This window comes from Psychrobacter sp. T6-5, assembly GCF_052258485.2.
In the GTDB taxonomy this organism is placed as follows: domain Bacteria; phylum Pseudomonadota; class Gammaproteobacteria; order Pseudomonadales; family Moraxellaceae; genus Psychrobacter.
Genome location: NZ_JBQQEY020000001.1, coordinates 3,194,300 through 3,219,922, shown reverse-complemented (window position 1 = coordinate 3,219,922; position 25,623 = coordinate 3,194,300). Strand labels below are relative to the sequence as shown.

Here is a 25,623-nt window from a genome sequence, read left to right as displayed (position 1 = left end):
ATAAAATATCGTTAAATGCACTTGTTATCGTGCAATTAACGGCCTATCAATATCAACCAATAATTCTTTATTGGTTGATATTTTTTATCGATACGTAAAATAAATACCATCCTAATATGAACCTGGTATTGAGGGTCAATAGTTTTATCAGTAGGGGTATGTCCGTACTGCCAGTCACTGGAAGCTAAAATCAAAGGTAATAACTTATGTCAATAAAAATACCAACACTACAATCAGTCGCTATCAATAAACGCGCTACTAAGTTCCATGCGCTTGCGTTTACTGTTGCAACCACCTCGTTGATGACAGCTTTATCAATGACATCAATCAGCGCACAGGCGGCAGGCTTGAACGACTTATTTAATAGCAGTAGCGCATCCCAATCAAAATTTTTACCAGTGGATGAAGCTTTCCAAGTGATCAGTAGCACCAAAGCGACATCTAAGGGCACGCGTTTATCCATCACGTTTGATATCACGCCAGGGCATTATGTCTATAAAGATCAGCTCGCGTTAAGCTTTCCTAAAGGGATAAATGCAACGCCGTTTACTTTTAATCAGGCACCAGTGTCCATTGATGATCCAACCTTTGGTAAAGTTCCTGTATTTACGCAAAGGAGTGTTGTTGCTACCACGATGTTGACGACCAATAATGGTAAAGGCGCAAAAAATGCCCCGATTATTATTGGTTGGCAAGGCTGTGCAAAAGCTGGGCTATGCTATCCGCCCGAAAAGATCAAAACTAAGGTAAATATTGCTGCGACACGTAGATAAGTATTGAGAATGTTGATTCAAATATTGGTAATAACAGGTAGCTATTCATGCCCATGAAGACATCACAACAATCGCCATCATTGACTGCAAATACACATGCAAAAAAATCGTATGTCTTAGCATGTGCGATTGCTAGCGGCTCGCTATTGACAGGGTTGTTAGCGACGTCAACGACGGCGCAAGCGGTAGGATTGGGTGATCTATTCGGCAGCAGTCAGAATACAGCGCAATCGAAATTTTTGCCAGTAGATGAAGCCTTTCAGGTTAGTAGCAGTAGTGCCTCTACCAAGTCAGGTACGCGTCTATCCATTAATTTTGATATCACGCCTGAGCATTATGTCTATAAGAATCAAATCAAACTGACGCTACCTGCGGGCGTGACGGCGGCACCTTTTACCTTTAACCAAAAGCCATATTCAATCGACGATCCGACATTTGGTAAAGTATTGGTTTTTGATCAAGCTAATATGGTCGCAAGTACCATTTTGACCAGTAACAACGGAAAAAGCATCGATGATGCAGCGATTGTCATTGGTTGGCAAGGTTGCGCCAAAGCGGGATTATGCTATCCTCCTGAAAAAATCAAAACCACGGTCAATATCAGAGCAGCATCTTCACAGAGCGCGACAAGTAATGCCAGCACTGAGGCAGAACGTGCATCTGTTGGCGAGACGGCCGCGAGCGACAGTCTGACTGATGCGACAATATCTGCTGGGAATACTGAGACGACATCCGTAACGACTGGTACCAGTAGCACCACGGCGCAAGCAGAACAAGCGCCGATGGATGAGGATGTTATTGATTATGATCTAATCGATGATAGTACTTTGGAGTATGACTCTTTAGATGGTAGCACTGCAACGACCACGATTTCTGGAGCAAATGCTAACGTATCAAGTGACGCGACCAACAGTGAGAATGTAAATGCTAACAACCTTGTCGATGGTGATCCCTTTGGTTTGGCGTCTCATCCTTGGCTCGCATTGGTCTTACTGTTTTTAGCAGGTCTAGGTTTGGCCTTGACGCCATGCGTCCTACCGATGTTACCTATCGTTGCCAATATTGTCGCCCGCGAGCAAAACCCAACGGTCAAACGCGGCGTCATCTTAACCACCAGTTACGCGATTGGTGTGGCGACTGCCTATGGTATTTTGGGTGCTGTAATTGCGGTATTTGGCGAGTCATTAGGTATTATTGGTTGGTTACAAAATCCTATTATTTTGATTAGCTTTGCGGTCGTTTTCGTCTTGTTAGCGCTATATATGCTCGATGCTTTTACTGTACGTTTACCGCAAGCACTCAGCCGAAAAATGCAAGGGCTTAGCCAAGCAGGTGACAGCAAGCTTGGTAGTACAGGCGGTAGTTTGATTGCTGGGTTTTTATCTGCATTAGTCGTATCTCCTTGCGTCTCTGCGCCATTATTCGGTGCGCTATTAGCAGTCTCTACCATTGGTAGTCCGCTCTTGGGTTTCGCCGCCTTATTTATGCTAGGTTTTGGTCTATCAGCACCGCTTATTTTAATCGGTGCCACTCAGGGAAAAATCATGCCAAAGGCAGGAGAGTGGATGAATTGGGTCAAGCAGGGCTTTGCGCTACTATTATTCGCGGTGGCATTGTTATTAGTTGAGCGTGTGTTTATATCGCCAGTGATGCTTATGGTCTGGGCATTATGGTTTATGTTGGTGGCGACATGGGCGTGGAGCTGGATCGGCAGAAGACGCATGTTAACTCAAGCCATGAGTCTGATCGCTGGTATTTGGGCCGCTTGTTTGATCGTGGGTGCGGCATTAGGGAATGATGATAGCCTGCATCCATTAGCCTCGCTAAGCGCTGCGCCGACGATGGTGCAGTCAGCGACTGGTCAGTCGATGGGTAACGATAGTGCGGCGACAGATAAAACGATCACCACACTTGCAGAGCTAGATACGATTGTTGCGGCAAATCCTAATGTCCTTGTCGATTTGACAGCAGATTGGTGTGTTGAGTGCCGTATCATGGATAAAAACTTATTTCATAATCGCCCAGCACAGATGCAAGACTGGCAGTTGGTGAGACTCGACATCACGGATACTACGGAAGATTCCAAAGCCGTTTTGTCACGCTACAAGCTGTTTGGCCCGCCCGCATTACTTTATTATCAAGGTGGTCAATTGGTTAATCAGCAAGTGGGCGAAATCGGTCGCGTGGAGTTTGAGCAAACCTTAACGACGCTAAACAACTGATGGCTCACAACCCGTACTTAATAACCTGAGCAAGTCTTTTGCTAAGGCTTAATAATGAAAAAAAGCCAGCGTACGCCAATAACGGTACGCTGGCTTTTTTAATGCCATTAAATTATTTTAAAAATATCTTCTAAACGTTTGGTTTCACACATAATATGTCTCTTGAAGTAGATTTAATATATCGATAACGCTAGTATAGTGATTATATTTTCATTACAATAAAGTAACAATACTGAAGGGGTATATCCATTTTTCATAACTGCCTCTGATGTTCTTATATTTTCTAGTTTTTTAGCGGCGACGCTAACAGTTATATTAATTAACTCACATACTCTGCTGGCGATAATGCTGGTTAGATAAAGGACATTTATGTTTGCCCACATCACCACTCAGCGTCAATTACAACGTACTCATGTAATCAGTCGTAACGCCAGTAGCCGCACGATACATACTCATTTGAGTATTGCGGTTGCTATCGCGTTGAGTTGTACGGCGGTACAAGTACAAGCAGCTGACAATAACCAAACTTATAACGAACTGCCAGTACCAGAAGCGGCGTTTGAGTATGAAACCGTTGAGATGCCGCAGAGTGTAACCACACAGAGCGGTAAAGTAATCAGCAAAGAATTTATTGCTCAACAAGCAAAGCTATTTTCGGAATGTACGCAAGTGCAGAGTAGTGCTGCTCGTTTGGCTTGTTTTGATAAGGTAGCTGAGCAAGGTAAAACACCAAGCTACACCACGACCAAACAACCAGTTGATTTGGCAAAAACATTTAAGACGACTATTTCGGGTAACCCACAAGTTGTTTTTGTGGAAGAGAACTCGACCAATACTTTCAGTGATGAGAGCGCAACTGCTAATCAACAATCTACTACTAATGGCTTGGATACGGTCGCAGACAATCAGCAAGAGGCTCAAGTTCTAGAAAATGTGGGCGTCACTCAAGCAGATATTGAAAAATATACACCACTCAGTCTGGCATATGATCTCGACCAAAATAGTGAGCGCGGTACTTGGACAGTAAGACCATACCGTCCGACTTATCTGCTGCCATTGTTTTATACTTTTGATCCTAATTTAAATCCAAGCACCCCTTCTCAAGAAATTGAACCTTTTGACTCTAATGACATACGTGAGACGGAGCTAAAATTTCAGTTGTCTTTAAAGAGTAAAGTCGCAGAGGATTTATTCGATACCAGCGCTGATCTGTGGTTTGGTTATACTCAAGAGTCACATTGGCAGGTTTATAACGAAGACAATTCACGACCATTTCGTGCTACCGACTATCAACCTGAAATATTTTTGACTCAGCCTGTGACGGCAGATCTACCTTTTGGTGGACGTCTACGCATGTTAGGCGCTGGTGCTGTGCACCATTCTAATGGACAGGATGATCCATTATCACGTTCGTGGAACCGTGCCTATCTGATGGCAGGGGCCGAGTGGGGTAAGCTGTCAGTCATACCGCGTCTATGGGCTCGAGTGAATGGTGATAGCAGTAGTGACGATGACAACCCTGATATCGAAGATTACATGGGTTATGGCGATATCAAGTTCTTATATGATTTGCCTGCCGAGCAAAGCATTAGCGGTACCTTGCGCTACAATCCAAGCACCAATAAAGGCGCTGCCCAAATCGATTATATCTATCCATTGTCAGAAAACGTCAATGGTATGGTGCAGCTATTCCAAGGTTACGGCGAGTCCATTGTTGATTATAATCATGAGAATACCTCTATTGGTTTCGGTATCGTACTGAATGACTGGAAAGGCCTCTAATATAAGCGAGCCTTACTATATTTATGATAATCAATAGTCTATGCACCGCTTAGTGCCTTATCAAACTGGACTGTGGCTGGCAGAGTATTTAAATGTACGCTGCCAGCTATGCCGTATTTATCGAAGTACAGCACAATCTCAGCTATTGATGCAGCACTCACATGCTAATAGTAATGACGCATCGAGCGAACATTCTGAATTTTCCCTTTCAAGCAATCAATCCTCGTTTGCTCATATTTATCATCAAATCAATCACCGCTTAAGTAGTGGGTTACTCTGCACTTATTGTCATAATAGTATCGCATGGCTACCACAGCCTTTTGATGTTGACATTGCTGCTGGTAGATCCTTATCTATCCAAGTATCTACCTATTATGAGTATCCAATTCGTCAAGCGATTCGAGCGTTTAAGCATCATGAAGACATGACAAAATTGCCATTGTTTTTACATGCATTACGCCAGCTACCTCGGCCACATGGCTGTCATCGTAATAATAGCGTGATTGTTGCCATGCCAACGACCAATCAACGGCTAGTGAAGCGAGGGTTTGATCCTGTCAGTATTTTATCATCACAACTGTCAAAGCATTGGCAAATACCTTTATGGCACGGTGTGGAGCGCATTGATGATACGGTCAGTCAGCAAGGGCTCACACGCGCTGAACGTCTACGCAACCTAGACAATGCTTTTGCACTAACTGAAAAACCTCCGGTAAAACGCTTACTATTGTTCGATGATGTATCTACGACAGGCGCAAGCTTACAAGCCTTAGCACGCGCATTCATCTCATCTGAGCAAACAGCGATCATAAATGATCAAAGCCATAATAACTATGACATCTCTGCCTATGCCTTAGCTCATGGCAGCCAATCATAAATTTTTTTCCTATCTGTTTGAAATCATTAATATATTGCTAATATATCATTGTAACGCTATATTATTAGATACGTATATATCTACTGAACTATCAAATGTGCCTTATTTCTCATTTATATATAACATGAGCAGAATGTTGTGGAACAAAAATTGCATGTTATTAGTTAAGTTAACTATAAAATTATTAGCAAAACTAACAGCAGATTCTAGTTATTTTAAAACAAAAACTGATAAGAGACAGACATTAGCAGTGCTAAATAGGGATTTGATGTGAACGCATCTATGAATAGTCTACCGACCTCGCTACGGACAGCCAGTTCAGGGTTTACCTTGATTGAGCTGATGGTGACAATTGCTGTATTAGCCATCATTGTGAGTATTGCCGCACCGAATATTAGCACACAGCTTGCTAATCAACGTGTTAAGTCGACGACAGTGACGCTAGTTAATGCATTAAAAGAAGCAAAGGCTGAGAGCCTGATTCGCAGGCAGACAATTACCTTGACCTTTGATAACGATGGTACTGATACAGGCACAATCATGATTGACAATACCGCCATCATTGCCAGTTATAGTTACGATGCCAAAAGTACGATTAGCGCCGTTGATAGTGATTCTGCGACTGTGACCAATATTGAATTTAAACCTACTAAAACTGCTGATGAACGAGTTTTTACCATCTGTGATAGCAATACAGTAGCGAGTCCGCGACGAGTAATTGTCAGTGCCCTTGGCAATACGACAAGCCAGATAGCGGGGACATGCTAATGACATACAATCAGCAAGGCGTTGGGTTGGTCGAAGTGCTCGTCGCCGTACTACTATTGTCTGTTGCAGTACTAGGCTTTAGTGCATTACAAATACGCGCCATTAGCGCGACCGATGAGAGTTTAGTACGCACTCAAGCACTCAGCATCGTACGCGGATTAGCAGAAAACATGCGCGCCAACGCTACTGCCCTTGAGAGCTATGAAGAATCTATAAATGGTACTAGCACAGTAACAGGTATAAGTAAGAACAGTTGTAGGGAATTAATAGATACTTGTACTTCAGAGCAGCTTGCAGTCAAAGAGGCAATAGCAGCAAAAGCAAAACTTAGCGAATATGGAGTTAGCGTGAGCATGATTACCTGTCCGGGTACTGCTGATTTTTCTGAAATCAAATGTATCATTGCGGCTTGGGGCGATACGTCACCGTCAATGGGCACAGAGGCGAATACGTGCGCCAATGAAAATGGTATTTATAACCGAGGCAGCACTTGCATCATCGTGGAGGCATACTAATGAAAAACGATATTCCGCAGAATCTAATAGATCAGTATGGCTTCACCCTCATTGAGCTGATGATATCGCTGATGCTTGGCCTGCTTATATCCGCTGCCGTCATGCAAGTGTTTTTGACGAGTCAGCGTGTCGACCGTCTTCAAACAGCAGGCTCTGAGATTCAAGATAAGGCCGTATTTGGTCTACAAAGTATCGAGTCGCAAGTCCGCCTTGCTAACTTAGGCAATGACGGGGTCACTAGCAACGATACCGTCGCGATGGGCGGCATCGTCCTCACCGCTGGTAATTATGATGGCGGTGATAGCGGTGATAGCGGTAATAACGGTAATAACGGTAATAACGGTAATAACGGTAATAACGGTAATAACGGTAATAACGGTAATAACGGCAATAACGGTAATAACGGTAATAACGGTAATAACGGTAATAACGGCAATAACGGCAATAACGGCAATAACGGCAATAACGGCAATAACGGTAATAACGGCAATAACGGCAATAACGGTAATAACGGTAATAACGGTAATAACGGTAATAACGGTAATAACGGTAATAATGACGATAGAAAAGAAAATTTAGAGAAGGAAGCAAAAAAGTTAGAAGATGAAGCAAATGAACTAGAAGCTAGAGCAGATAAATTGCCAATTTGGAAACTTATAACCAAACTCGTCCTAATAGTCGAAGCTGCTGAAAAAAGAGCCGAAGCAGAAAGAAAAAGACAAGAAGCTGCCCAAATAGGTAATAACATTGCTTACAGTTTTAGACCCATGCCAACCCCTGAGTTTCAAAGAGCAGACTTTCGCGTATCTGACTTTCAAACACCTGTTTTTCAAAGAACAGATTTGAAAGGGTTGGGTTTTCAACATATAGGCTTTCAAAGGGTCGCATCATCAAGCACATCAGGACCATATAACGTGATGGTAAAAGGAGGTCTTGACACAGGATACTTGACTCGCAGTAATAGCATGACGTCTGGAGGCAGTGACAATAAATGGGACGGCAGTTTGAGCAATACCAATAAGCCTAGTGATCAGCTGACCATTCAGTATATTAATACCACCGGTCGCTCGTTATATGACTGTGAAGGGTCAGAAATTTTGGAAGGTGAACGTGTTATTACCCGTTATTTTGTCGCTGATGGTGGCGGTACAGGTGATAATGCGAGAAAAAATCTTGATCTTCGTTGTGATGCAGGTCGTATAAAAAGTGATGGTACGCTTGAAGGTTTTACCGATAAGGGCGAAGTCATAATCGAAAATGTTGATCAGTTTAATATCCGTTTGGGTGTGCAGCGTACGTTAGTCAATAATGGTGCTTTGACCTATCAGTATGCGGATATGACGGTTGCAGACTATATGGCACTTGGTAGTGGTAAGCCTGCCATTACCAATATACGTATTGCCATCCTTGCTCGCAGTACGGCCAATAGTCCTGAAGCCAGCGGCGATGATTTTGATATATTTGGTGCGGAGCAGAGCTTAAAGGATCAAGACAATCCGCCGAAATATCTACGCCGTGTTTATGAGTCCAATATTTTACTGCGTAATGCGCGCGTCATGCGTATCATTGAGACGAGCATCGTCTAAACGATAGACAGTCGCTATTAGTATAAACGTTGCCCATGATGCATCTATGATGGATGTATATGAATAAAGGTAGTAAGCCATGAATATCAATAAACCTTCAGCCTATCCTGCAATAGCCTCTAATCAGCGCGGTGCGGTATTGATTGTGGTCTTATTATTTTTGATACTTATTATGCTGGTAGGCGCCATTGCGGTACGCAATAGCACAACGGACTTAAAACTTGCGACTAGTGATCAAATCAATACCGTGCTATTGCAATCCTCAGACAGTGTCAATAATAAGATTGAGCAATCCGTCAATGGCAATCCAGCCGAAGAGCCTTATCAGCAAATCATGAGTTTCACAGGCATTTTTGGTCACTATATTTTAAACGATAGTGCCAACGAGGATATCATCGACTTCTGTTATCGACCGCGTTCAGGGTTTTTTAATATTGATAATGCTGTGATTCGCCGTAGCACCGGCAAGCTTGTCAGTAATGACGAAGGCTATTGCGACCCTGAGCAACTTAGCGACTATACTAGTGCCCGTAATACCACCATGACCCAAGTAATGGTTAAAAATGTTAATAATTCTACAGGAGAAGCCTTTGGGCACATGAACCTAGGCTCAGACTCAGAATCTAAAACGGCAAAAATGTTTACCTTTGAGGTTTATGCAACTTCAGTGTTACCCGCTTACAGTGGCGCAAGTGAAGATGAGATCAAAGATTGCTTTGAAAAAGATGCCTCAAGTAGCACAGATGGCGTCGCCAAATGTATGACGGATAACAATATCCCCAACAAGTTACTGATTGAGCAAGTAGATGTGGCCAATATTCAAAACAGTGAGTTTTGTAACTATTTTGGTACAGGCAATGCTTCAAATACCAGTCCGCTGTGTAGGGACAGTTAACATTCAATGACTACGACGAGATTGGCTCTTATTAATATATTCATATCTATCAACACGTCTATTGTAGCCGTGCTTAGGAGATCACTTCATGACACTCAATAAGCTTAAGCGTTATCCTGTTTTAAAAGGCGAAGATCTGCAAAAAGTTGATAACGCGGCAAACACTAGGTGTAAGCGCCTGCAGATATCATACCTTAGTGCGGCTATCCTTGGTGTAATGTGTATGAGCATGACACAAGCGGCCGTTAATGAAAGGGGCGATGTCAGCCAGATTGGTGACTTGAGCATCTATCAGCCTGCTTCTAGCGCGCGTACCAATCTGATGATGATGATTGATACATCAGGCTCGATGGGTATCAGCTCACTGGTACTGCCCAAAAATAACCCATACGGCAGTCCGGGTGATGTGGATGAACCTTTATGTAAGCGCGTGGGCGTAGGTGAGTATCAAAGCGATAGAAGAAATACCAGTCCCATTTATGAATGGGCTTATAACTTGACTGATGCCTCAACCAACGGCAGAACGTCAATACGAAAAAGCGTCGTAATTGGTGGTCAAACGATTGAATACTACGTCCGTGGGTGCCAAAAAGGTGATGTTAAAGCTTTAGACCGTTTATCGCGATTAAAAGACGCACTTTTACCGCTACTGGCAAGTGAGCAAATCAGCGATCAGGTATATATGGGTTTGGGACACTTTTCATCCAAAACGGGTCTGAGTATTGGCAACGCCAGTAATAAGCTGGTTGATGGGCACTCAGGGCGCATACTGGTGCCCGCTGCACCGCTAACCACGGCTCAGCGTCAAAAAATCGCCAGAGCCTTGGCAGATATCAAATCATTAGACACGACCACAAATGAAGACGGTACTGCCAACGCAAATCTTAAGCTATCAAGTAATAGCTACCCTGATGTGACCAAATCATCGAGCGGCACGCCCACCGCCCATGCCTACGCTGAAGCTGGCGCTTATATGATGGGCACTGGTACAGGCTATGATAATAGCCAGACCAACTCTGGATCGATCAACATCATCTACGATGGATCTATGATTAAACAAAAAGCATCGAGTCAGGATCAGCAGGTTTATTTCGTCTGTGTCGAACTTGGTACGAATAACACCTCAGCCATTGGCGCCACTGTCAAGCAGTGCGTCAATAATTGGCCAGGACATGATAACAGTAGAAAAACCGTAAGCCAAGGCACAGTTAATGGAGGCATCTATCGTCCGACAGCTAATGGCGGTTGGGAAAGAATCTTCAGTCAAGACGACTTCAAAACCAAAGTCAATGCAGCAATGGGAAAAACGGTCACCATGGACAACCTGTGGGACACCTATGACAAGTTACCTGTTGGCTGGCGTTATGGCGGCTGGTTAAAAGTTGCTCAAGAGCCACTTGATATCGAGCCTATCGTTGGAACCGTTTGGGGCTATGGTAGTGGCATTACTGGCCTAGTCTCTTATCGAACCAACCCATTTACGATAAGAGCTGATGAGAGGGAAAATATGGTTGGCGGTTTGAGGTACTCTGCCGCTGATACCAAAAAATCTAATGGTCAAAGCTATATTCAGGGTAGTAGTACTGGTCAATGCGACAGTAATGGCATCTATTTTTTAACCGATGGTGCGCCCAACTCGACTAAAGACAGCATGGCACAGGCCATCATGAACGAGTCATTAACAGGCGGTACGACGATCAAAAATAAGCCATCAGGCACAGGTGTATTAACCTCTCCAGCCTTACAGTCTAATTTGTTCCGCGGTGAAACTGGCGGCTGGGAATATATTGGTGAGTATGCTAAGCGCTTGAATGATAGCACCCAAAATCCTGCCGGTACCAGAATCAGAACTGCCGTAGCAGGCTTTGGGGCATCTTTTGCTGGTATTCCTAAAGACAGCGATGGTAACTATCTTTGTGAGGCTACTGCAGACGCTGAGGGCAATCCACTTAATATAAGCCTTGATGCTAGAAACGCTTGCCGGTGGGGCAGTGCCGACTATGGTGATGGCGGCTTTTTTTATGCCGAGACGTCACTTGATATTGCCAATAGCGTGCAGCAGTTCATTACTGATCTGAATAAAACCATCAATACCATGCCCGCAGGTACAATTAGCGTTCCTGACGACCCCTATCAGACCAGCTCTACACTGCCTTATGCCTATCTACCCATGCTAGAGCCAAAAGTGGGCGACACCTACAAGGTATGGCCGGGGAACCTTAAAAAGTACAAAACCAAGAATGGCACGCTCTATGGTAAAAATAATACTCGGTTATATAATGATGAAAGCGGCGAGCTAAACGGTAGTGCGTCTGATTTATGGCAGACATCTAATCTAAGCTCAGGCAACAATGCAGTTCATACTGGCGGGTTTTATGCTCAGCTCGTCGCGCCAAACCTATCATCGCCTACCAGTACACGTAATGTGTTTGTAGAGAGTTATTCTGATAATACTGCCACAAATGGTGTAGTAAAAATCGGTGTCAATAATGAGGGTATCCCAATTGGGTTTCCTTTAATTAATGACACAGTATATGCTCAAGGACGCACTTTATTGCAATCCAAACGCATCATGTTGAACTTTTTGGGTTATAACATTGACTATAGGGCTGAATCGCCAGGATCTATCGTCAATTTGAATATGAAAAACTATCTACCTACATCACCCATTCGCCATGTGGGCGGCGTGATTCACTCTAAACCTGCATTCGTATCTTATAGTGCTGAAGTGAATGCTGCAGGCAATGTGACTATGGACAACCGAGAAGACTATCTGCTCTTCGGCTCTATGGATGGTGCGCTACATATGGTTGATGCCGATACTGGCGAGGAGCAGTGGTCGCTCATCACACAAGAGATGTTTCGTACACAGTCTGAGGCTCTAGTCAAAGATGCGCAAGGAAAGCTGTCGTTTGGTATTGATGCGCCGTGGCTCGTGAGCGCTAAATACCGCTATAGTGCAAGTGGCGAAGGGGAGGACCGCACGCGTAAAGTGTCTTTATATCAGCCAAAGAGTAGCGATGCTGATGATGCCGTTAATACCAGTAACTTTTTGCCATTATCAGCTTACGGTGGTTTTCGCATGGGCGGCGATGGGCTTTATGGTTTAGATCTGTCTAATAAGACAACACCTAAGATACTTTTTAGCATCACCCCAGATGTTGGTAATACCAATGCTGTCCTACACAAAAATGTCAATGGACGCCAGACGACAAGTACAGGGTCTGACTATAGCAACGTTGGACAGATATGGAACACGGTCACAACCGCGCGTATCAATCATGCAGCAAATGACAGCAAACTGAAAGACGTCATTATTTTTGGTGGCGGCTATGATATGGCGTATGAAGATCCACAGTTTGTCCCTAATAGTAAGCCTAAAGGTAGCTCAATTTATATTACTGATGCCAAGACTGGTGATAGTATTTGGTCGTGGGATAACGCTCAAAACCATAGTATCGTTTCAGGCGTCACAGCCCTTGACCGTAATAATGACGGTTTATTTGATCATTTATACTTTGCTGATCTTGGCGGTAACGTTTTTCGCGCTGACTTTATCAACGAAAAAGAGAAAGCCTTCAAAGAGGTACGCGTCGTACGGATTTTGAGTGCCTCAGAGAAGCGTGGGAAAGGTAACAATGGCATTGGCAATGGCAATGAAAATGAAAATGCCAATCCCGATGCTAATGGTAGTGTCAATGGTAATGGTAGTAATACCAATAGCAATGCCGCCTTAGCCTATCGCTTTTATAACCGCCCGGTGGTTAGCTTTTATCGTGACAATCAAAACAAGATTTTTGCGTTAGTTAATATCGCCTCAGGAGATCGCAGCTCGCCATTGTCTAAGCGACGTGATGATATTGAGAATGCCAACCGTCTTTATGGCATTATTGATAGCGATGTGACGCGATCTGACATTTTAGAGAGTGATGCCAGCCTCGTTATCAATAATTTGACCGAAAGCAGTGACTTGGTTGAATTGGGCGGTAATAAAGTGTCAGGTGGCAAAAACAGTGATTATGATGCGCTCATGGGCAAATACTGTAAGCCAGAAAAAGAAGCAAATGGTGACGACAAAACCAATGAAGATGGCAGTTTTACGTACTCGACGCTTTGCTATCAAAAAATAACTATGATTCATGATCTGATTAATGGCAGTGGTGACAACAAAAAACACGGCTGGTATTATCCATTAACGCGCTTTGCAGGGTTTGAGAACGTCTCAAATGTAAAAGCTGTAGGTGACTACCGCGTGATTAACAACTATTTGTTCATGTCAGTTTATGACCCTAATATGTCTTATGGTGAAAAGAACATCTGTGATGCGCAAACCCTAGGTGGCTCAGAAAGCCAGCTGTACTGTTTGCCTTATGGCGTCTGTATGGAAGACAGCTCAAAAACTGGTACAGGCGGCTTTATGCCATCAGGTGAAGGCATCCAAGAATTGAGCCTTGGTGCTGTGAATGATACCAACTTGAACACTACCGTCTTGTTAGGCACTCGTACCCTAAGTGAGCGTATCCTAGAAGGCAATCGCTTAGAATATGGTAATGATACAGGTAAAGGTAACGCACCATCCAAGCCTTCAGTAGTACCACCCAAGGGAAGTGAGTATGGCGGCGTCACCAAAGACAATGGTGACGGCTCTATGGCAAACCTGCTATTCCGCGATCGTTTTGTACTCAAGCCAACCCAATGGTATGAGGGCAACTGATCATGCCACTAATGGGTAAAAGCAGCCAAGTAAAAAGGCAAAGCCGTGGACAGAGTTTGTGTCATGCCCGCTACAATCAAGGCTTTACGCTCATAGAGCTGATGATTATTGTCATTATCATCGGCATATTGGCGGCCATTGCTATTCCCAGCTATCGCCGCTATGTAGTGATGAACGCTGAGCGCGAGGCTCAAGCCAAAATGCTACAACTGCAGGTTGAGCTTGAGCGCTGGCGATCATCAGCGCTCACTTATAAAGGATTTGCACCGCAAAAGCTAACGACAGTGAGTGGCACGACCACTTCTACTTATGCTTATGACGATCCGCCAACCAATCAAACTATTTACGTGCCGAATGGTAGTAACGCTAGCAATTATCGCTATAAGATTACTCTCATCGATGGTGCCGTCACGACATCAACGGATGACGAAGGAACCACAATCACAACCAGTAGCTCATTAGTCACCCCGCCTTCAACAACGGCTATAAATACAGCAATAGGTCGTAGCTGGAAAATGCTGGCTACGCCCAATAGCACTGGTATCACTAAAGGCGCCCATTATATGCTGCTAACCAATACAGGCACACGTTGTCAAAATACGACCACCGTTACTATTGCCGCTATAACTTGCGGCACTGGACAGGAGACGTGGTAATGCGCATTGACTCTGATAGATCAGTCAATATATCCAAAAAACAGCAAGGCTTCACTCTTATCGAGCTAATGATCGTCGTCGCCATCATCGGTGTGCTTGCTGCAATCGCTTATCCGAGCTACCAGCAATATGTCATCAAGACCAAACGCACCGATATGATGAGTGAGATGCACAATATAGCAGCGCAAATAGAAAGTCGTAAATTGGCTCAGGGTAGTTATTCTAACGCGTTGCTAACAGGTCTGGGCGGCGATTATCCTAGACAAGGTCCAGCATTATATGACGTCACATTCACACCAACTACGCTAACGAGAAAATGGGAAATAAAATCTGAACCGAAAACTGGGATGCAAATGGCGGGTGACGGTGATCTTACCTTGAATTATCAAGGGATCAAATGCCGTGGCAGTGTTTGTGGTACGGGAGATGAATGGAAGTAAAGGGTTGCCTATCAATTTTTCATTCAAATAGTACCTATATTTGATATGAACTGACAAAAATTGTCAGACAAATTACAGAAAAACATCTAAAGGACGATGACTGACAATTTTTAGTAACTAAATAGCAATACTAAATTGTAAGTAGGAGTAATAAAGCAAGTGAATCTACTATATCAAATATTTGTTAGTGATTGCCAATAGTATTAAAGTATAGAGGTATCAAAACTGTCACTTTTAACATAAAGAGCAATGTTTTTTAGAAAAAATAAATGTTTTTAGCGTTTAATAATAAAAAGTTGGCACAGTATCTGCAACAGATATAACAAGAGAAACATTATATTTATAGCTGGCAACTAGATAATAATTCTATTGCCATATTATCCAAAAGGACAAGTCTATGAACACTCAAAAAGGTTTTACCTTAATCGAACTAATGATCGTCGTTGCTATTATCGGTATCCTAGCTGCGATCGCTATTCCTCAGTATCAGAACTATATTGCTAAATCACAAGTATCACGTGTGATGAGTGAAGTAGGCTCAATGCGTACCGCCGCAGAAACTTGTTTAAATGAAGGCAAAGCAGCTGGTGATTGCCAGTTTGGTTGGACAGGAAGTAATCTGTTAGGTGCGGAAGGGGACGGAACGTCTCTACAGACAGGTTTAACGGCTACTTTCGGTGGTCAGGGAGAAGACAGTACTTTATCAGCTACATTCGGTGACAGTGCTGCCACTGCTATTACAGGTAAAAATTTGACGTGGAAACGTACTGGTAATGGGGCATGGACATGTTCTACTACTGTCGATGCAAAATATGCTCCTAGTGGATGTCCTGTTGCTGGAAGTGATAAAGATAAACAAAATGAAGAAAAATCAGACGATGCGCCAGTATAGTAGTAATCGTTAATTAGATTCATTAAGTAAAGAGAAAGAGACTGTTATAGTCTCTTTTTTTATGCCTTAAAACCTATTTTATTGAACACTTATGTTTAAAAACATCAAAAAAAGTGACGTTTTGATTACTATCAGTCTATTATGTATCGTATCGATATTGGGCTATTATTATGTCAACTCACTCGCCCGCGCTAAACTTTGGGTGAAATCCTACCCCATTCGCGCCGAACTGTCTGCCCGTCAAATAACCTGTAGTGATAATAGCCCCACGTGGCTTACTAATATACTGCGATATCAAACTAAGAGTAATAACGCCCCTACCAATCAAATTGCCTATATCGACCCAACTGGTAAACTCTATCACTGCGAAAATGGCTACGTGGGACAGTATCCATTGATATCAGATAATGTCACTGAGTACACGCGTTTTCGCTATGCCAGTGTAACCAAACTATGGACGGCAGATGCCATTCTATCTTTGGTTAGAGATGGTAACCTATCATTAGACACTAAGCTCGCCGATATCATAACGGATATCAATAATCCAAAAGATACACGCATTAACGACATCACCATTCGCCAGTTATTATCGCACCGAGCAGGATTTGATCGCTATAGCGTTTTTGGGCAGGATATGTTTGGTATTGGCAAGGATATTTGTCCCAATCATTTACAGGCACTTAATGAGATTACACTTGGATTTACCCCAGACAGCAAAACCAGTTACTCTAATCTAGGGTATTGTCTACTGGGTGAGGTGATCAGCAGGCTAAATGGAGATAGGTCTTATGCAGAAATTATCGAGCAGCAGTACCATTTTGTAGATACTGATTTGCATTTTATATCAAATGTAGCGATGGATGATGAAGTATTTTATAACCACGTCGAAACTGGCATTACTGGCGTTGCCAATATTTATACAGCATTTGATTATAAAGGTCTGGCCTCAGCAGCAGGATTATCTGGGAATGCTGTTGAACTTGCTCAGCAAGTACATGGAATGGCTGCTAAGCCATCACCAAACATATTATCTATAGACAAAAAAGAACAGTGCGATTTTACGAAAATAGCAGAGTGCTACGGATATGCGATGATACCTTATCAGCCAAAGTTAGACGCGCCAATGGTATATTATCGAGACGGTAGTCTATTAGGACTATCATCTTTGGTCGCTATAGATAAGCGTGGTAGCGTAATAGCATTACTTAGTAATGGCACGCCAGATAATGGCATAATAGGTAATAATAAAGTGAAGATGATAATATACGATCAGCTGGCGAAAAATGAGTGAGTTAGAAAGGTTTGAGTCTAATTAAAGATTGTTATGGCATAGATTATGCTTGGTGGAAATACATTATTTTAGAGTTTGCTAAAAATGACTGCATATCGTTCTCAGACTGGCTTTACTTTAATCGAGATGATGTTTGTTATCGCTATTGTTGGAATTTTAGCAGCGATTGCCATTCCACAGTATCAAATCTATGTATGTAAAACGCAAGCTACCAGAGTGATTAATGAGCTAGGTCAGTTAAGACTAACAGTAGAAGAATGTATACAGACAGGTAGAACAATTATTGGATTAGGTGCTAACGAGTGTGATCCACGAGCTTCGGCTTCCAACTTGACAGTTGGTGGCTCGCAGGTAGATGTTGTCTTACCCAGTAATACGGGTGTAGCACAACTGAGTAATCCACTGACATTGACGACTAGTATTACTGCCATTGTATCTAATCAAGTGAATCCAAAACTATCGGGTAAAAAGATAGAGTGGCTACGCAAAAGTAACGGGTCATGGAGTTGTCGCAGTAATATAGAGGCTCTTTATTTACCCCAATCGTGTGCTTATGATGCTAATTTATAGCTAATAAAAAACCACCTAACCGCATATCGCCGTTAAGTGGTTTTTTATTATCTCAATATAAATATATCGAGTTGATTTTAAAAAGTTTATCTACTTCTCTAAATACTGAATCTTACCTTCCACGCCATCCCACTTTTCAGCTTCTGGCATTTGTCCTTTCATCTCTGTAATGTTAGGCCATTTTTGTGCCAGCTCTTCATTGAGCTGCGTGAACATCTCTTGTCCTTTGGGTACTTCATCTTCTGAGAAGATCGCATTGGCCGGACATTCAGGCTCACATAGTGCGCAGTCGATACACTCATCAGGATCGATGACAAGGAAGTTTGGGCCTTCATAAAAGCAGTCCACAGGACAGACTTCTACACAGTCGGTGTATTTGCAAAGAATGCAGTTATCTGTAACGACAAAGGTCATAGTAATGTCTACCTGTTATTGATTTGGCTTTTGGCTAAATAGAATAGTCGAAAATAAAGCGTATTTTAGCGCCTTTACTACGATTTGACAATTCCCTTTAATGACCAATGATTTTCTTCAAATGATAGATTAAATCATGCGCTTGTTTAGGGGTCAGGCTATCAGGATCAATGGCGCTCAATTCGTCCTCTATGCTAAATAACTGATTTTGCTTTAGATTATCCACTATATTTGGTGATTGTATCGCGTAACTACTTTGTGGTTCTAGAACAACATCATTATTAGACTCTCGCTGTTTATCCGTTACTGACTTAGCTAAGTCATTTTTATCATCAATAGCTTCTTCACTTTCTGCTTTTAGATTGTCTATTAAGTAACGTTTGGCATCATTTAATACTTGAGTGGGGATACCCGCCATTTTGGCAACATGCAATCCAAAACTAGAACTTGCTGCGCCCTCACAGATCTGATGTAGTAGCAGTAACTGACCATCAATTTCACTGGCGGCGACGTGGACGTTACGAATATCGTCACTTCTCTGTCCCAATTGCGTCAGCTCAAAATAATGAGTGGCAAATAACGTCAGGCAACCAATCTCGACTAGACGGTTGACACAGGCGTGAGCGATTGCCAAACCATCAGTGGTGGCGGTGCCGCGTCCGACCTCGTCCATTAATACCAGTGATTTGTTCGTTGCTTGGTTTAAAATATTGGCCGTCTCTATCATCTCAACCATAAAGGTAGATTTGCCACCAGCCAAATCATCCGCTGAGCCGATACGGGTAAATATACGATCTATATCACCAATATGTGCATGCTCAGCGGGCACAAAGCTGCCGCAATGAGCGAGCAAAACAATCAGCGCCGTTTGACGCATATAGGTAGACTTACCACCCATATTAGGGCCAGTGATGAGGAGTAATCTTTCAGGATGTCCTTCATCAGCATTGGCACTACCCAGCACACAGTCGTTCGCGACAAAATGGTTTGTACTTGATGCAGCACCGTTCCGATTGTTCGCGTTCGCTTGATTTAACGCCGCTTCGACCACGACATGACGACCTTGGCGGATATCAATATGGGTCTGATTTTTAGCTATAGATTTATTTTGATTTTCTGAACCTCCTCCCATAACTGGGCGTTGCCAATGATAAATTGTCGCAAGCTGCGCCCAATTGCTGAGGACATCTATTTGAGCAATCGCAGCACTCAGCTGTTGTAGCTCAGCCAAGTTCTCGTTTAGTTGGTTGAGCAGCGCTTGGTACAGCGTTTTCTCGCGAGCCAATGCCAAAGATTGCGCACTCAGATATTCTGTCTCGACTTCTTTTAATTCATCAGTAATAAAACGCTCACTACTCTTGAGCGTTTGCCGACGAATAAAGTGAGCAGGAGCATTTTTTGCTTGCATCTTGGGCAATTCAAAGTAAAAGCCACTGACTTTATTAAAGCCGACTTTTAGACTAGGGAGTTGGTTATCTTGACGCGCTCGCTCTACCATTTCGTCCAATGTCACTTGAATGTTGTCATGGAGATGAGTGAGGCGGTCGAACTCGTCATCATAGCCCGCTGCCAACATACCACCATCACGGATATGTGCAGGTGGCTCAATGACAATAGCGCGCTCGATTAACTCGGCGACAGATTGAACAGCAGGTAGTTGAGCGGGCAATTGCTGCATCAACATCGGCAATAATCCAGCGTCTTCATGGCTGATACCTGACGCTGTCAATAAAGTAGTCAAATGGGCGCTGCTAGCGATACCATCGGCAAGCTTGCGTAAATCACGAGGTTTGGCACTCATCAGCCCAATACGGCTGCTGATTCGCTCAATATCGCCAATGGTGTTTAGCGTATCGCGTAAACGTGTAACCAGTGAGCTATTTTCTGAATTTTGATTCGAATTACCATCCGCATTCAATAGGGACGTTATCGCGTCTAGACGCATATTGATGCGCGCATGCTGACGCAGTGGACGCTTCATTTGCTGTACGAGCAGTCGCTTGCCCATCGGAGTCTGACAATGATTCAGTACGGATATTAGGGAAGTACCGCTACTACTGACTGGACTAAATAACTCAAGGTTTTGCTGACTATTGGCATCGATAATCAAATAATCGTCACTGTATTCAACGATCAGCTGATTGACTTGTGGCACATGGCGCTGCTGAGTTTGCCGTGCATAATGAATAAGCGCAGCACAGCTAGTTTGCGCCAGCAGGTTATCTGCAATGCCCAAACCATCAAGACGTTTTACCTCAAACTGCTGACAAAGCGTGTCACTGGCGTGCTCACGATGAAAGTCATTGGCAGCGACTTCTATGATGGGGCAGTCCAGATGTTGCCGTAACCACAGCATCCACTCTGCATCAGTGCCATCAATGTTATCGCTGAGTGCTTCGCTAATGATACATTCACTAGGCGCAAAACGTGCAAGTACCGTCAGCATTTGAGTTTGCAACCCATCTATATCGTTTTTATCTGCTATTAGCGTCTGGGTGGTCAATGTGCCTGCAGCTAGATCCATTTGGCTAACAGCTGCTTGTAACGTCTGGCTATTATCTTGCGTTTTTAAATGAGCAATATCGATGGCAACGACAGTTGGCGTATGATTAGGTGCGATTAATGCATCATCGGTAATAGTACCTGCCGTCAGCGTTTTGACCACTTCACGGCGCATAATGCTACCAGCTGCCGATTTACTTTTGTCTTTTTTTTGCTTGTCGCCCATTGCAGGGACGTTAGACTTATTATTAGCACTGCCAGCATTGGTATTTGTCGACTCGTCAATTTGTTCACAGACGACGACCGTTTGCCCAGCCGCGATGAGGCGTGCCATATAGCTATCGGCTGCATGAAAAGGTACGCCCGCCATCGCTATCGTGTTGCCTGCTTTATCCGTACCACGACGCGTCAGAGTAATATCTAATATTTGCGCCGCCCGCTTAGCATCATCAAAGAACAGCTCATAAAAGTCACCCATCCGGTATAGCAGCAATGCTTGTGGATAGTTGGCTTTCATGGTTAGATATTGCACCATCATTGGCGTATGATCCGCTAAGTTATAGACGGTATCGCCGATGCTTAAACAGTCAGATGTATTTTGTTTTGATAAGGCATTATCTGATTGAGTAGAAATAGATGAATGATTTTGGACGGACGGCTTTACAGTCATGCAGAGTCTCTTATTGTGTTTCGATAGGTTTTTATTAAATAGCATTTGCGGCAGCTGGTTTCGGATTAGCGACCGTTTTATAGATTGTTTTGGTACGATAGAGTTGATATAACAAATGCGACTGGTACGTACCGAAGAAGGACATAGCTATTAGGTTTAGGCTAGATTATATCGACAGCGTCACATGACAGTTAACTCATAGCAATCACATGCAGGCGCTAAAAAAGCTAAGAAATTTAATAGAGTAAGCGCTATTTTAACACGTCTTGCTCGGCTTTTGCCTTGGCAAATATCTACTCGCTGCCCTTGTATCCATCAGCGCCATAACCATATATAATGACGGCACACTTAATTGGGCGATACTAAATTAGGTAGTACTTAGTCGGGTAATGACAAGGCAGCGAGCTAAGCTTTGGCTAATGCGCACTAATTATCGAATATTCCATAGGTCAAAAAATTATGTTATCAAAGATTGTAGGCAGTGTGGTTGGCACCAAAAATGACCGCGAACTAAAACGCATGCGTAAAGTGGTCAGCAAGATCAACGCACGAGAGGCTGAAATACAAGCCCTGTCTGATGAGCAACTACAACAAAAAACCGAAGAGTTTAAGGCGCGTCATCAAAAAGGCGAAAGCTTAGATGCGCTATTACCAGAGGCATTTGCCGTCTGCCGCGAGGCCTCATTGCGTGTCAATGGTATGCGCCACTATGATGTGCAGCTGATCGGTGGTATCACCTTGCATGAAGGCAAAATCGCTGAGATGAAAACAGGTGAAGGTAAAACCCTAATGGGAACCTTGGCCATGTACCTCAATGCCATCAGTGGTAAAGGCGTTCATTTGGTCACGGTCAACGACTATCTAGCTGCCCGTGATGCGGAGTTGAACCGTCCGTTGTTTGGCTTTTTAGGTATGACAGTTGGCGTTATTTACTCACAGCAGCCGCCATTAGAAAAAATCGCAGCGTATCAAGCAGATATCACTTATGGTACCAACAATGAGTACGGTTTTGACTATCTGCGTGACAACATGGTCTTTAGTCTAAAAGAGAAAAAACAGCGTCCGCTGAATTTCTGTATTATCGATGAAATTGACTCAATCTTGATTGATGAAGCTCGTACGCCGCTTATCATTTCGGGACAAGCCGAAGACTCATCACGCATGTACGCGCTGATTAATACGATTATTCCTGTGCTGATTCGTTCAAAAGATGAAGAAGCAAACAAGAATAATGAAGAAGAAGATTTCTGGATTGATGAAAAAAATCGCCAGATTGAAATCAGTGAAAAAGGTTACGAAAAAATTGAGCGCTTCTTAATCGAAGTGGGCGAGCTGGGCGCAAACGAAAGTTTATATAGCCCAAGTCGTCTACCGTTGTTGGCTCACGTTCAAGCCGCCATTCGTGCGCATCATGTATTTGTCAAAAACGTTCACTATATCGTCGATGAAGGCGAAGTGGTCATCGTTGATGAAAACACGGGCCGTACCATGCCTGGTCGTCGCTGGTCAGAAGGTCTGCATCAAGCAGTAGAAGCCAAAGAAAATGTTGAAATCCAAGCAGAAAACCAAACGCTTGCAACCACCACATTCCAGAACTACTTCCGTCTTTATGACAAACTGTCTGGCATGACGGGTACTGCTGATACTGAAGCAGCCGAGTTCAAATCTACTTATGATCTAGATGTCATCGTCATTCCAACGCATGAGCCGATTGCTCGTATCGATATGGATGATCAGATTTTCTTAACCAAGTTAGGCAAATACAAAGGCATCATTCGCGAGATTAAAGAGATTCAAGCCAAAGGTGCGCCAGTATTGGTCGGTACGGCGACGATTGAAGCCAGTGAAGAGTTGTCTTATTTGCTCGATCAAGAAGGCGTGAAGCATAACGTTCTAAACGCCAAGCAGCATGAGCGTGAAGCTGAGATTATCGCACAGGCTGGTAGCCCAAAATCAGTGACTATCGCGACCAACATGGCAGGTCGTGGTACGGATATTATTCTTGGTGGTAACTGGCAGTCATTTATTGAAGATATTGATGGCGTCAGTGCTGAGGAGATGCAGCGCCTAAAGTCTCAGTGGCAAGTGAAGCATGACCAAGTTGTTGCGGCTGGCGGTCTACATATCATTGGCTCTGAGCGTCATGAATCACGCCGTATCGATAACCAGTTACGTGGTCGTGCTGGTCGTCAGGGTGATCCTGGGATGTCACGCTTTTTCTTATCGCTCGAAGATGATTTGATGCGTATCTTCGCAGGCGATCGCGTCGTCAATATGATGCGTGCAATGGGTCTCAAAGAAGATGAAGCCATCGAGCATAAAATGGTCTCAAAATCGATCGAAAACGCGCAAGGTAAAGTAGAGAGCCGCGATTTTGATGCGCGTAAGAACCTGTTGAAATACGATGACGTTGCCAATGAGCAGCGTAAAGTTATCTATGGTCAGCGTGATGATTTGCTTGCCGAAATGGACTTATTAGAAGCCATTGAAGTGATGCATCATGAAGTGTATAACGCAATGATCAACCAGTTCATTCCACCTGGCTCTATCGATGATCAGTGGAACATTGACGGATTAGAAGATGAGCTTGAAGACGAGTTCAAAATTTCAATGCCGATCAACGATTGGCTAGATGAAGACCGCCGTCTAGATGAAGAAGGGCTGCGTGCTAAAATTATCCAAACAGCCATAGACCGTTATCATAGCCGCCGTGAGCAGATGGGTGAGCAAGACGCCGCCCAGCTTGAGCGTCACTTTATGCTACAGAGTCTAGACAAGCACTGGAAAGAGCATTTGACACAGATGGATCAGCTACGTAAGGGTATTCATCTACGCGGCTATGCGCAGAAAAACCCTGAGCAAGAATACAAGCGTGAATCGTTTGAATTGTTCCAAATGATGCTAGGCGCCATCAAATCTGAAACCGTACAAGATTTATCACGTGTTCATATCCCAACCAAAGAAGAGCTAGAAGCGTTGGAAGCTCAGCAACGTGAGAATGCTGCGCATATGCAAATGCAGTTTGAACATGATGACGTAGACAATTTGGATAGTAACGTAAACAGTGCAGCCGCTCAGCCGCAACCACAAAACCGCAGTCTTAGTGGTACGGCAGCAGCTGGCGTTGCTATGGCAGCCAGTGGTAGCAATGCCAATGAGCCAAACCCGTATGCTGGTATGAATATCAGTCGTAACGCCCCTTGTCCTTGTGGTTCAGGGCTCAAGTACAAACAGTGTCACGGCAAAATCTAATCACTCTTGTCTTTTAATCATTAACAATTATGGTTAGAGTCTGTAGACTGCCAAATAATAAGCCCTTATCTCAACCAGATAGGGGCTTTTTTATATCTTATAAATGCTGCTTGTTCTATAATTTACCGTTCTATAGCAGATGAACACTTTGTATTGATTGCTTACAAATTCAGCATAGGCGTGAATTTATGGACACGCTATAGTGTTTAGCATATCTATTTGGGAGAGCGTTATGAGTTTAGAATTATTAAAAAAATTGCGTACCTCAGTCGCATTGACGGGGTTGCTCGCTGGTGCATTAACGATCAGTGCCTGTCAGCAACAATCAGAACCAGAGTCAAGTATGGAAGATGGTGTCACTGCTGAAGAATCTGTACCAATGTCAGCTGAGCCTGCTGAGCCAAGTGATGTTGTTGTAAATACTGAAGATGCCTCACTTAATGAAGTAGAGGGTGATACGGTCGCGTCGGTAAACAGCGGTGTGACGCAGGTATCATATCTGTGTTCACCTGAGCTAAAAGTTGAAGCAACTTATAAAGAAGACGCTAACCAAGTCGTCGTCGCGACTGATATGGGTACAGTGACATTAAATCAGACCAATGAAGGCAGTAATCCAGAAGTGTTTGAAGTCGCAACCGCAATGGATGGTGGTCAAGGTTTTACTCAGTGGCGTGTGGCGCATGAAGAACGCGAAACTGGCGTCATGCGTACGGCGGGTGCGGATGAGTCAACCGTGAATACTTTTGAATGTAATAAAGTATAAAAGTTTGACTACTATGTACCATATAAAAAAAGCAACGCTGG

Annotated in this window: 18 protein-coding genes; 16 read left to right on the top strand and 2 right to left on the bottom strand. The window is 43.5% G+C overall.

The genetic code is table 11. The features are described from left to right. Positions 1–206: 206 nt before the first annotated feature. From ACTXGK_RS28440 to ACTXGK_RS28375, 14 genes are all read left to right on the top strand, one after another. Positions 207–773 (top strand): protein-disulfide reductase DsbD domain-containing protein, encoded by a 567-nt coding sequence (locus ACTXGK_RS28440; RefSeq protein ID WP_443514596.1) that lies wholly within the window; start codon positions 207–209, stop codon positions 771–773. 47 nt (positions 774–820) lie between these two features. After that, entirely contained in the window at positions 821–2,995 is a 2,175-nt protein-coding gene (locus ACTXGK_RS28435; RefSeq protein ID WP_443514595.1) for a cytochrome c biogenesis protein CcdA, read from the top strand. 369 nt (positions 2,996–3,364) lie between these two features. After that, positions 3,365–4,777, top strand: a complete 1,413-nt coding sequence (locus ACTXGK_RS28430) for a phospholipase A (RefSeq protein ID WP_443514594.1) — start codon at positions 3,365–3,367, stop codon at positions 4,775–4,777. A 40-nt stretch (positions 4,778–4,817) separates the two neighbouring features. Next, on the top strand, positions 4,818–5,654 hold the full coding sequence (locus tag ACTXGK_RS28425; RefSeq protein WP_443514593.1) for a ComF family protein: 837 nt from the start codon (positions 4,818–4,820) through the stop codon (positions 5,652–5,654). Between the two features lie 270 nt (positions 5,655–5,924). Then, entirely contained in the window at positions 5,925–6,422 is a 498-nt protein-coding gene (locus ACTXGK_RS28420; RefSeq protein WP_443514592.1) for a pilus assembly FimT family protein, read from the top strand. Next, the gene (pilV, locus tag ACTXGK_RS28415) at positions 6,422–6,937 is read left to right on the top strand and encodes a type IV pilus modification protein PilV (protein WP_443514591.1); all 516 of its coding nucleotides are present in this window, start codon (positions 6,422–6,424) and stop codon (positions 6,935–6,937) included. Before ACTXGK_RS28420 ends, pilV begins: the two co-directional genes overlap by 1 nt. Next, entirely contained in the window at positions 6,937–8,523 is a 1,587-nt protein-coding gene (locus tag ACTXGK_RS28410; protein ID WP_443514590.1) for a PilW family protein, read from the top strand. Before pilV ends, ACTXGK_RS28410 begins: the two co-directional genes overlap by 1 nt. Positions 8,524–8,602: 79 nt before the next feature. Next, entirely contained in the window at positions 8,603–9,418 is an 816-nt protein-coding gene (locus ACTXGK_RS28405) for a PilX N-terminal domain-containing pilus assembly protein (RefSeq protein ID WP_443514589.1), read from the top strand. A gap of 88 nt (positions 9,419–9,506) precedes the next feature. Continuing rightward, positions 9,507–14,132, top strand: coding sequence for a pilus assembly protein (locus tag ACTXGK_RS28400; protein ID WP_443514588.1), 4,626 nt, complete (start codon positions 9,507–9,509; stop codon positions 14,130–14,132). Positions 14,133–14,134: 2 nt separating this feature from the next. Next, positions 14,135–14,788 (top strand): prepilin-type N-terminal cleavage/methylation domain-containing protein, encoded by a 654-nt coding sequence (locus ACTXGK_RS28395; protein ID WP_443514587.1) that lies wholly within the window; start codon positions 14,135–14,137, stop codon positions 14,786–14,788. After that, positions 14,788–15,228: a type IV pilin protein gene (locus ACTXGK_RS28390; protein WP_443514586.1), complete on the top strand. Its 441-nt coding sequence runs from the start codon at positions 14,788–14,790 to the stop codon at positions 15,226–15,228. The genes ACTXGK_RS28395 and ACTXGK_RS28390 overlap by 1 nt, the downstream gene beginning before the upstream one ends. A 397-nt stretch (positions 15,229–15,625) precedes the next feature. Beyond that, entirely contained in the window at positions 15,626–16,120 is a 495-nt protein-coding gene (locus tag ACTXGK_RS28385) for a pilin (RefSeq protein ID WP_443514585.1), read from the top strand. Between the two features lie 91 nt (positions 16,121–16,211). Further along, positions 16,212–17,411: a serine hydrolase domain-containing protein gene (locus tag ACTXGK_RS28380; protein ID WP_443514584.1), complete on the top strand. Its 1,200-nt coding sequence runs from the start codon at positions 16,212–16,214 to the stop codon at positions 17,409–17,411. A gap of 84 nt (positions 17,412–17,495) precedes the next feature. Next, the gene (locus ACTXGK_RS28375; protein ID WP_443514583.1) at positions 17,496–17,981 is read left to right on the top strand and encodes a pilin; all 486 of its coding nucleotides are present in this window, start codon (positions 17,496–17,498) and stop codon (positions 17,979–17,981) included. A gap of 90 nt (positions 17,982–18,071) precedes the next feature. Here ACTXGK_RS28375 and fdxA read toward each other — a convergent pair whose 3' ends face one another. Beyond that, positions 18,072–18,395, bottom strand: coding sequence for a ferredoxin FdxA (fdxA, locus tag ACTXGK_RS28370; RefSeq protein WP_057758216.1), 324 nt, complete (start codon positions 18,393–18,395; stop codon positions 18,072–18,074). A gap of 97 nt (positions 18,396–18,492) precedes the next feature. Further along, positions 18,493–21,567, bottom strand: a complete 3,075-nt coding sequence (mutS, locus tag ACTXGK_RS28365; protein WP_443514582.1) for a DNA mismatch repair protein MutS — start codon at positions 21,565–21,567, stop codon at positions 18,493–18,495. A gap of 459 nt (positions 21,568–22,026) precedes the next feature. On the opposite strand from mutS, the gene secA reads away from it, so the two are divergent. Together secA and ACTXGK_RS28355 are read left to right on the top strand one after the other, a co-directional pair. Further along, positions 22,027–24,819: a preprotein translocase subunit SecA gene (gene secA / locus ACTXGK_RS28360; protein ID WP_443514581.1), complete on the top strand. Its 2,793-nt coding sequence runs from the start codon at positions 22,027–22,029 to the stop codon at positions 24,817–24,819. Between the two features lie 232 nt (positions 24,820–25,051). Next, positions 25,052–25,582: a hypothetical protein gene (locus ACTXGK_RS28355; RefSeq protein ID WP_443514580.1), complete on the top strand. Its 531-nt coding sequence runs from the start codon at positions 25,052–25,054 to the stop codon at positions 25,580–25,582. The last annotated feature ends 41 nt before the right edge of the window (positions 25,583–25,623 follow it).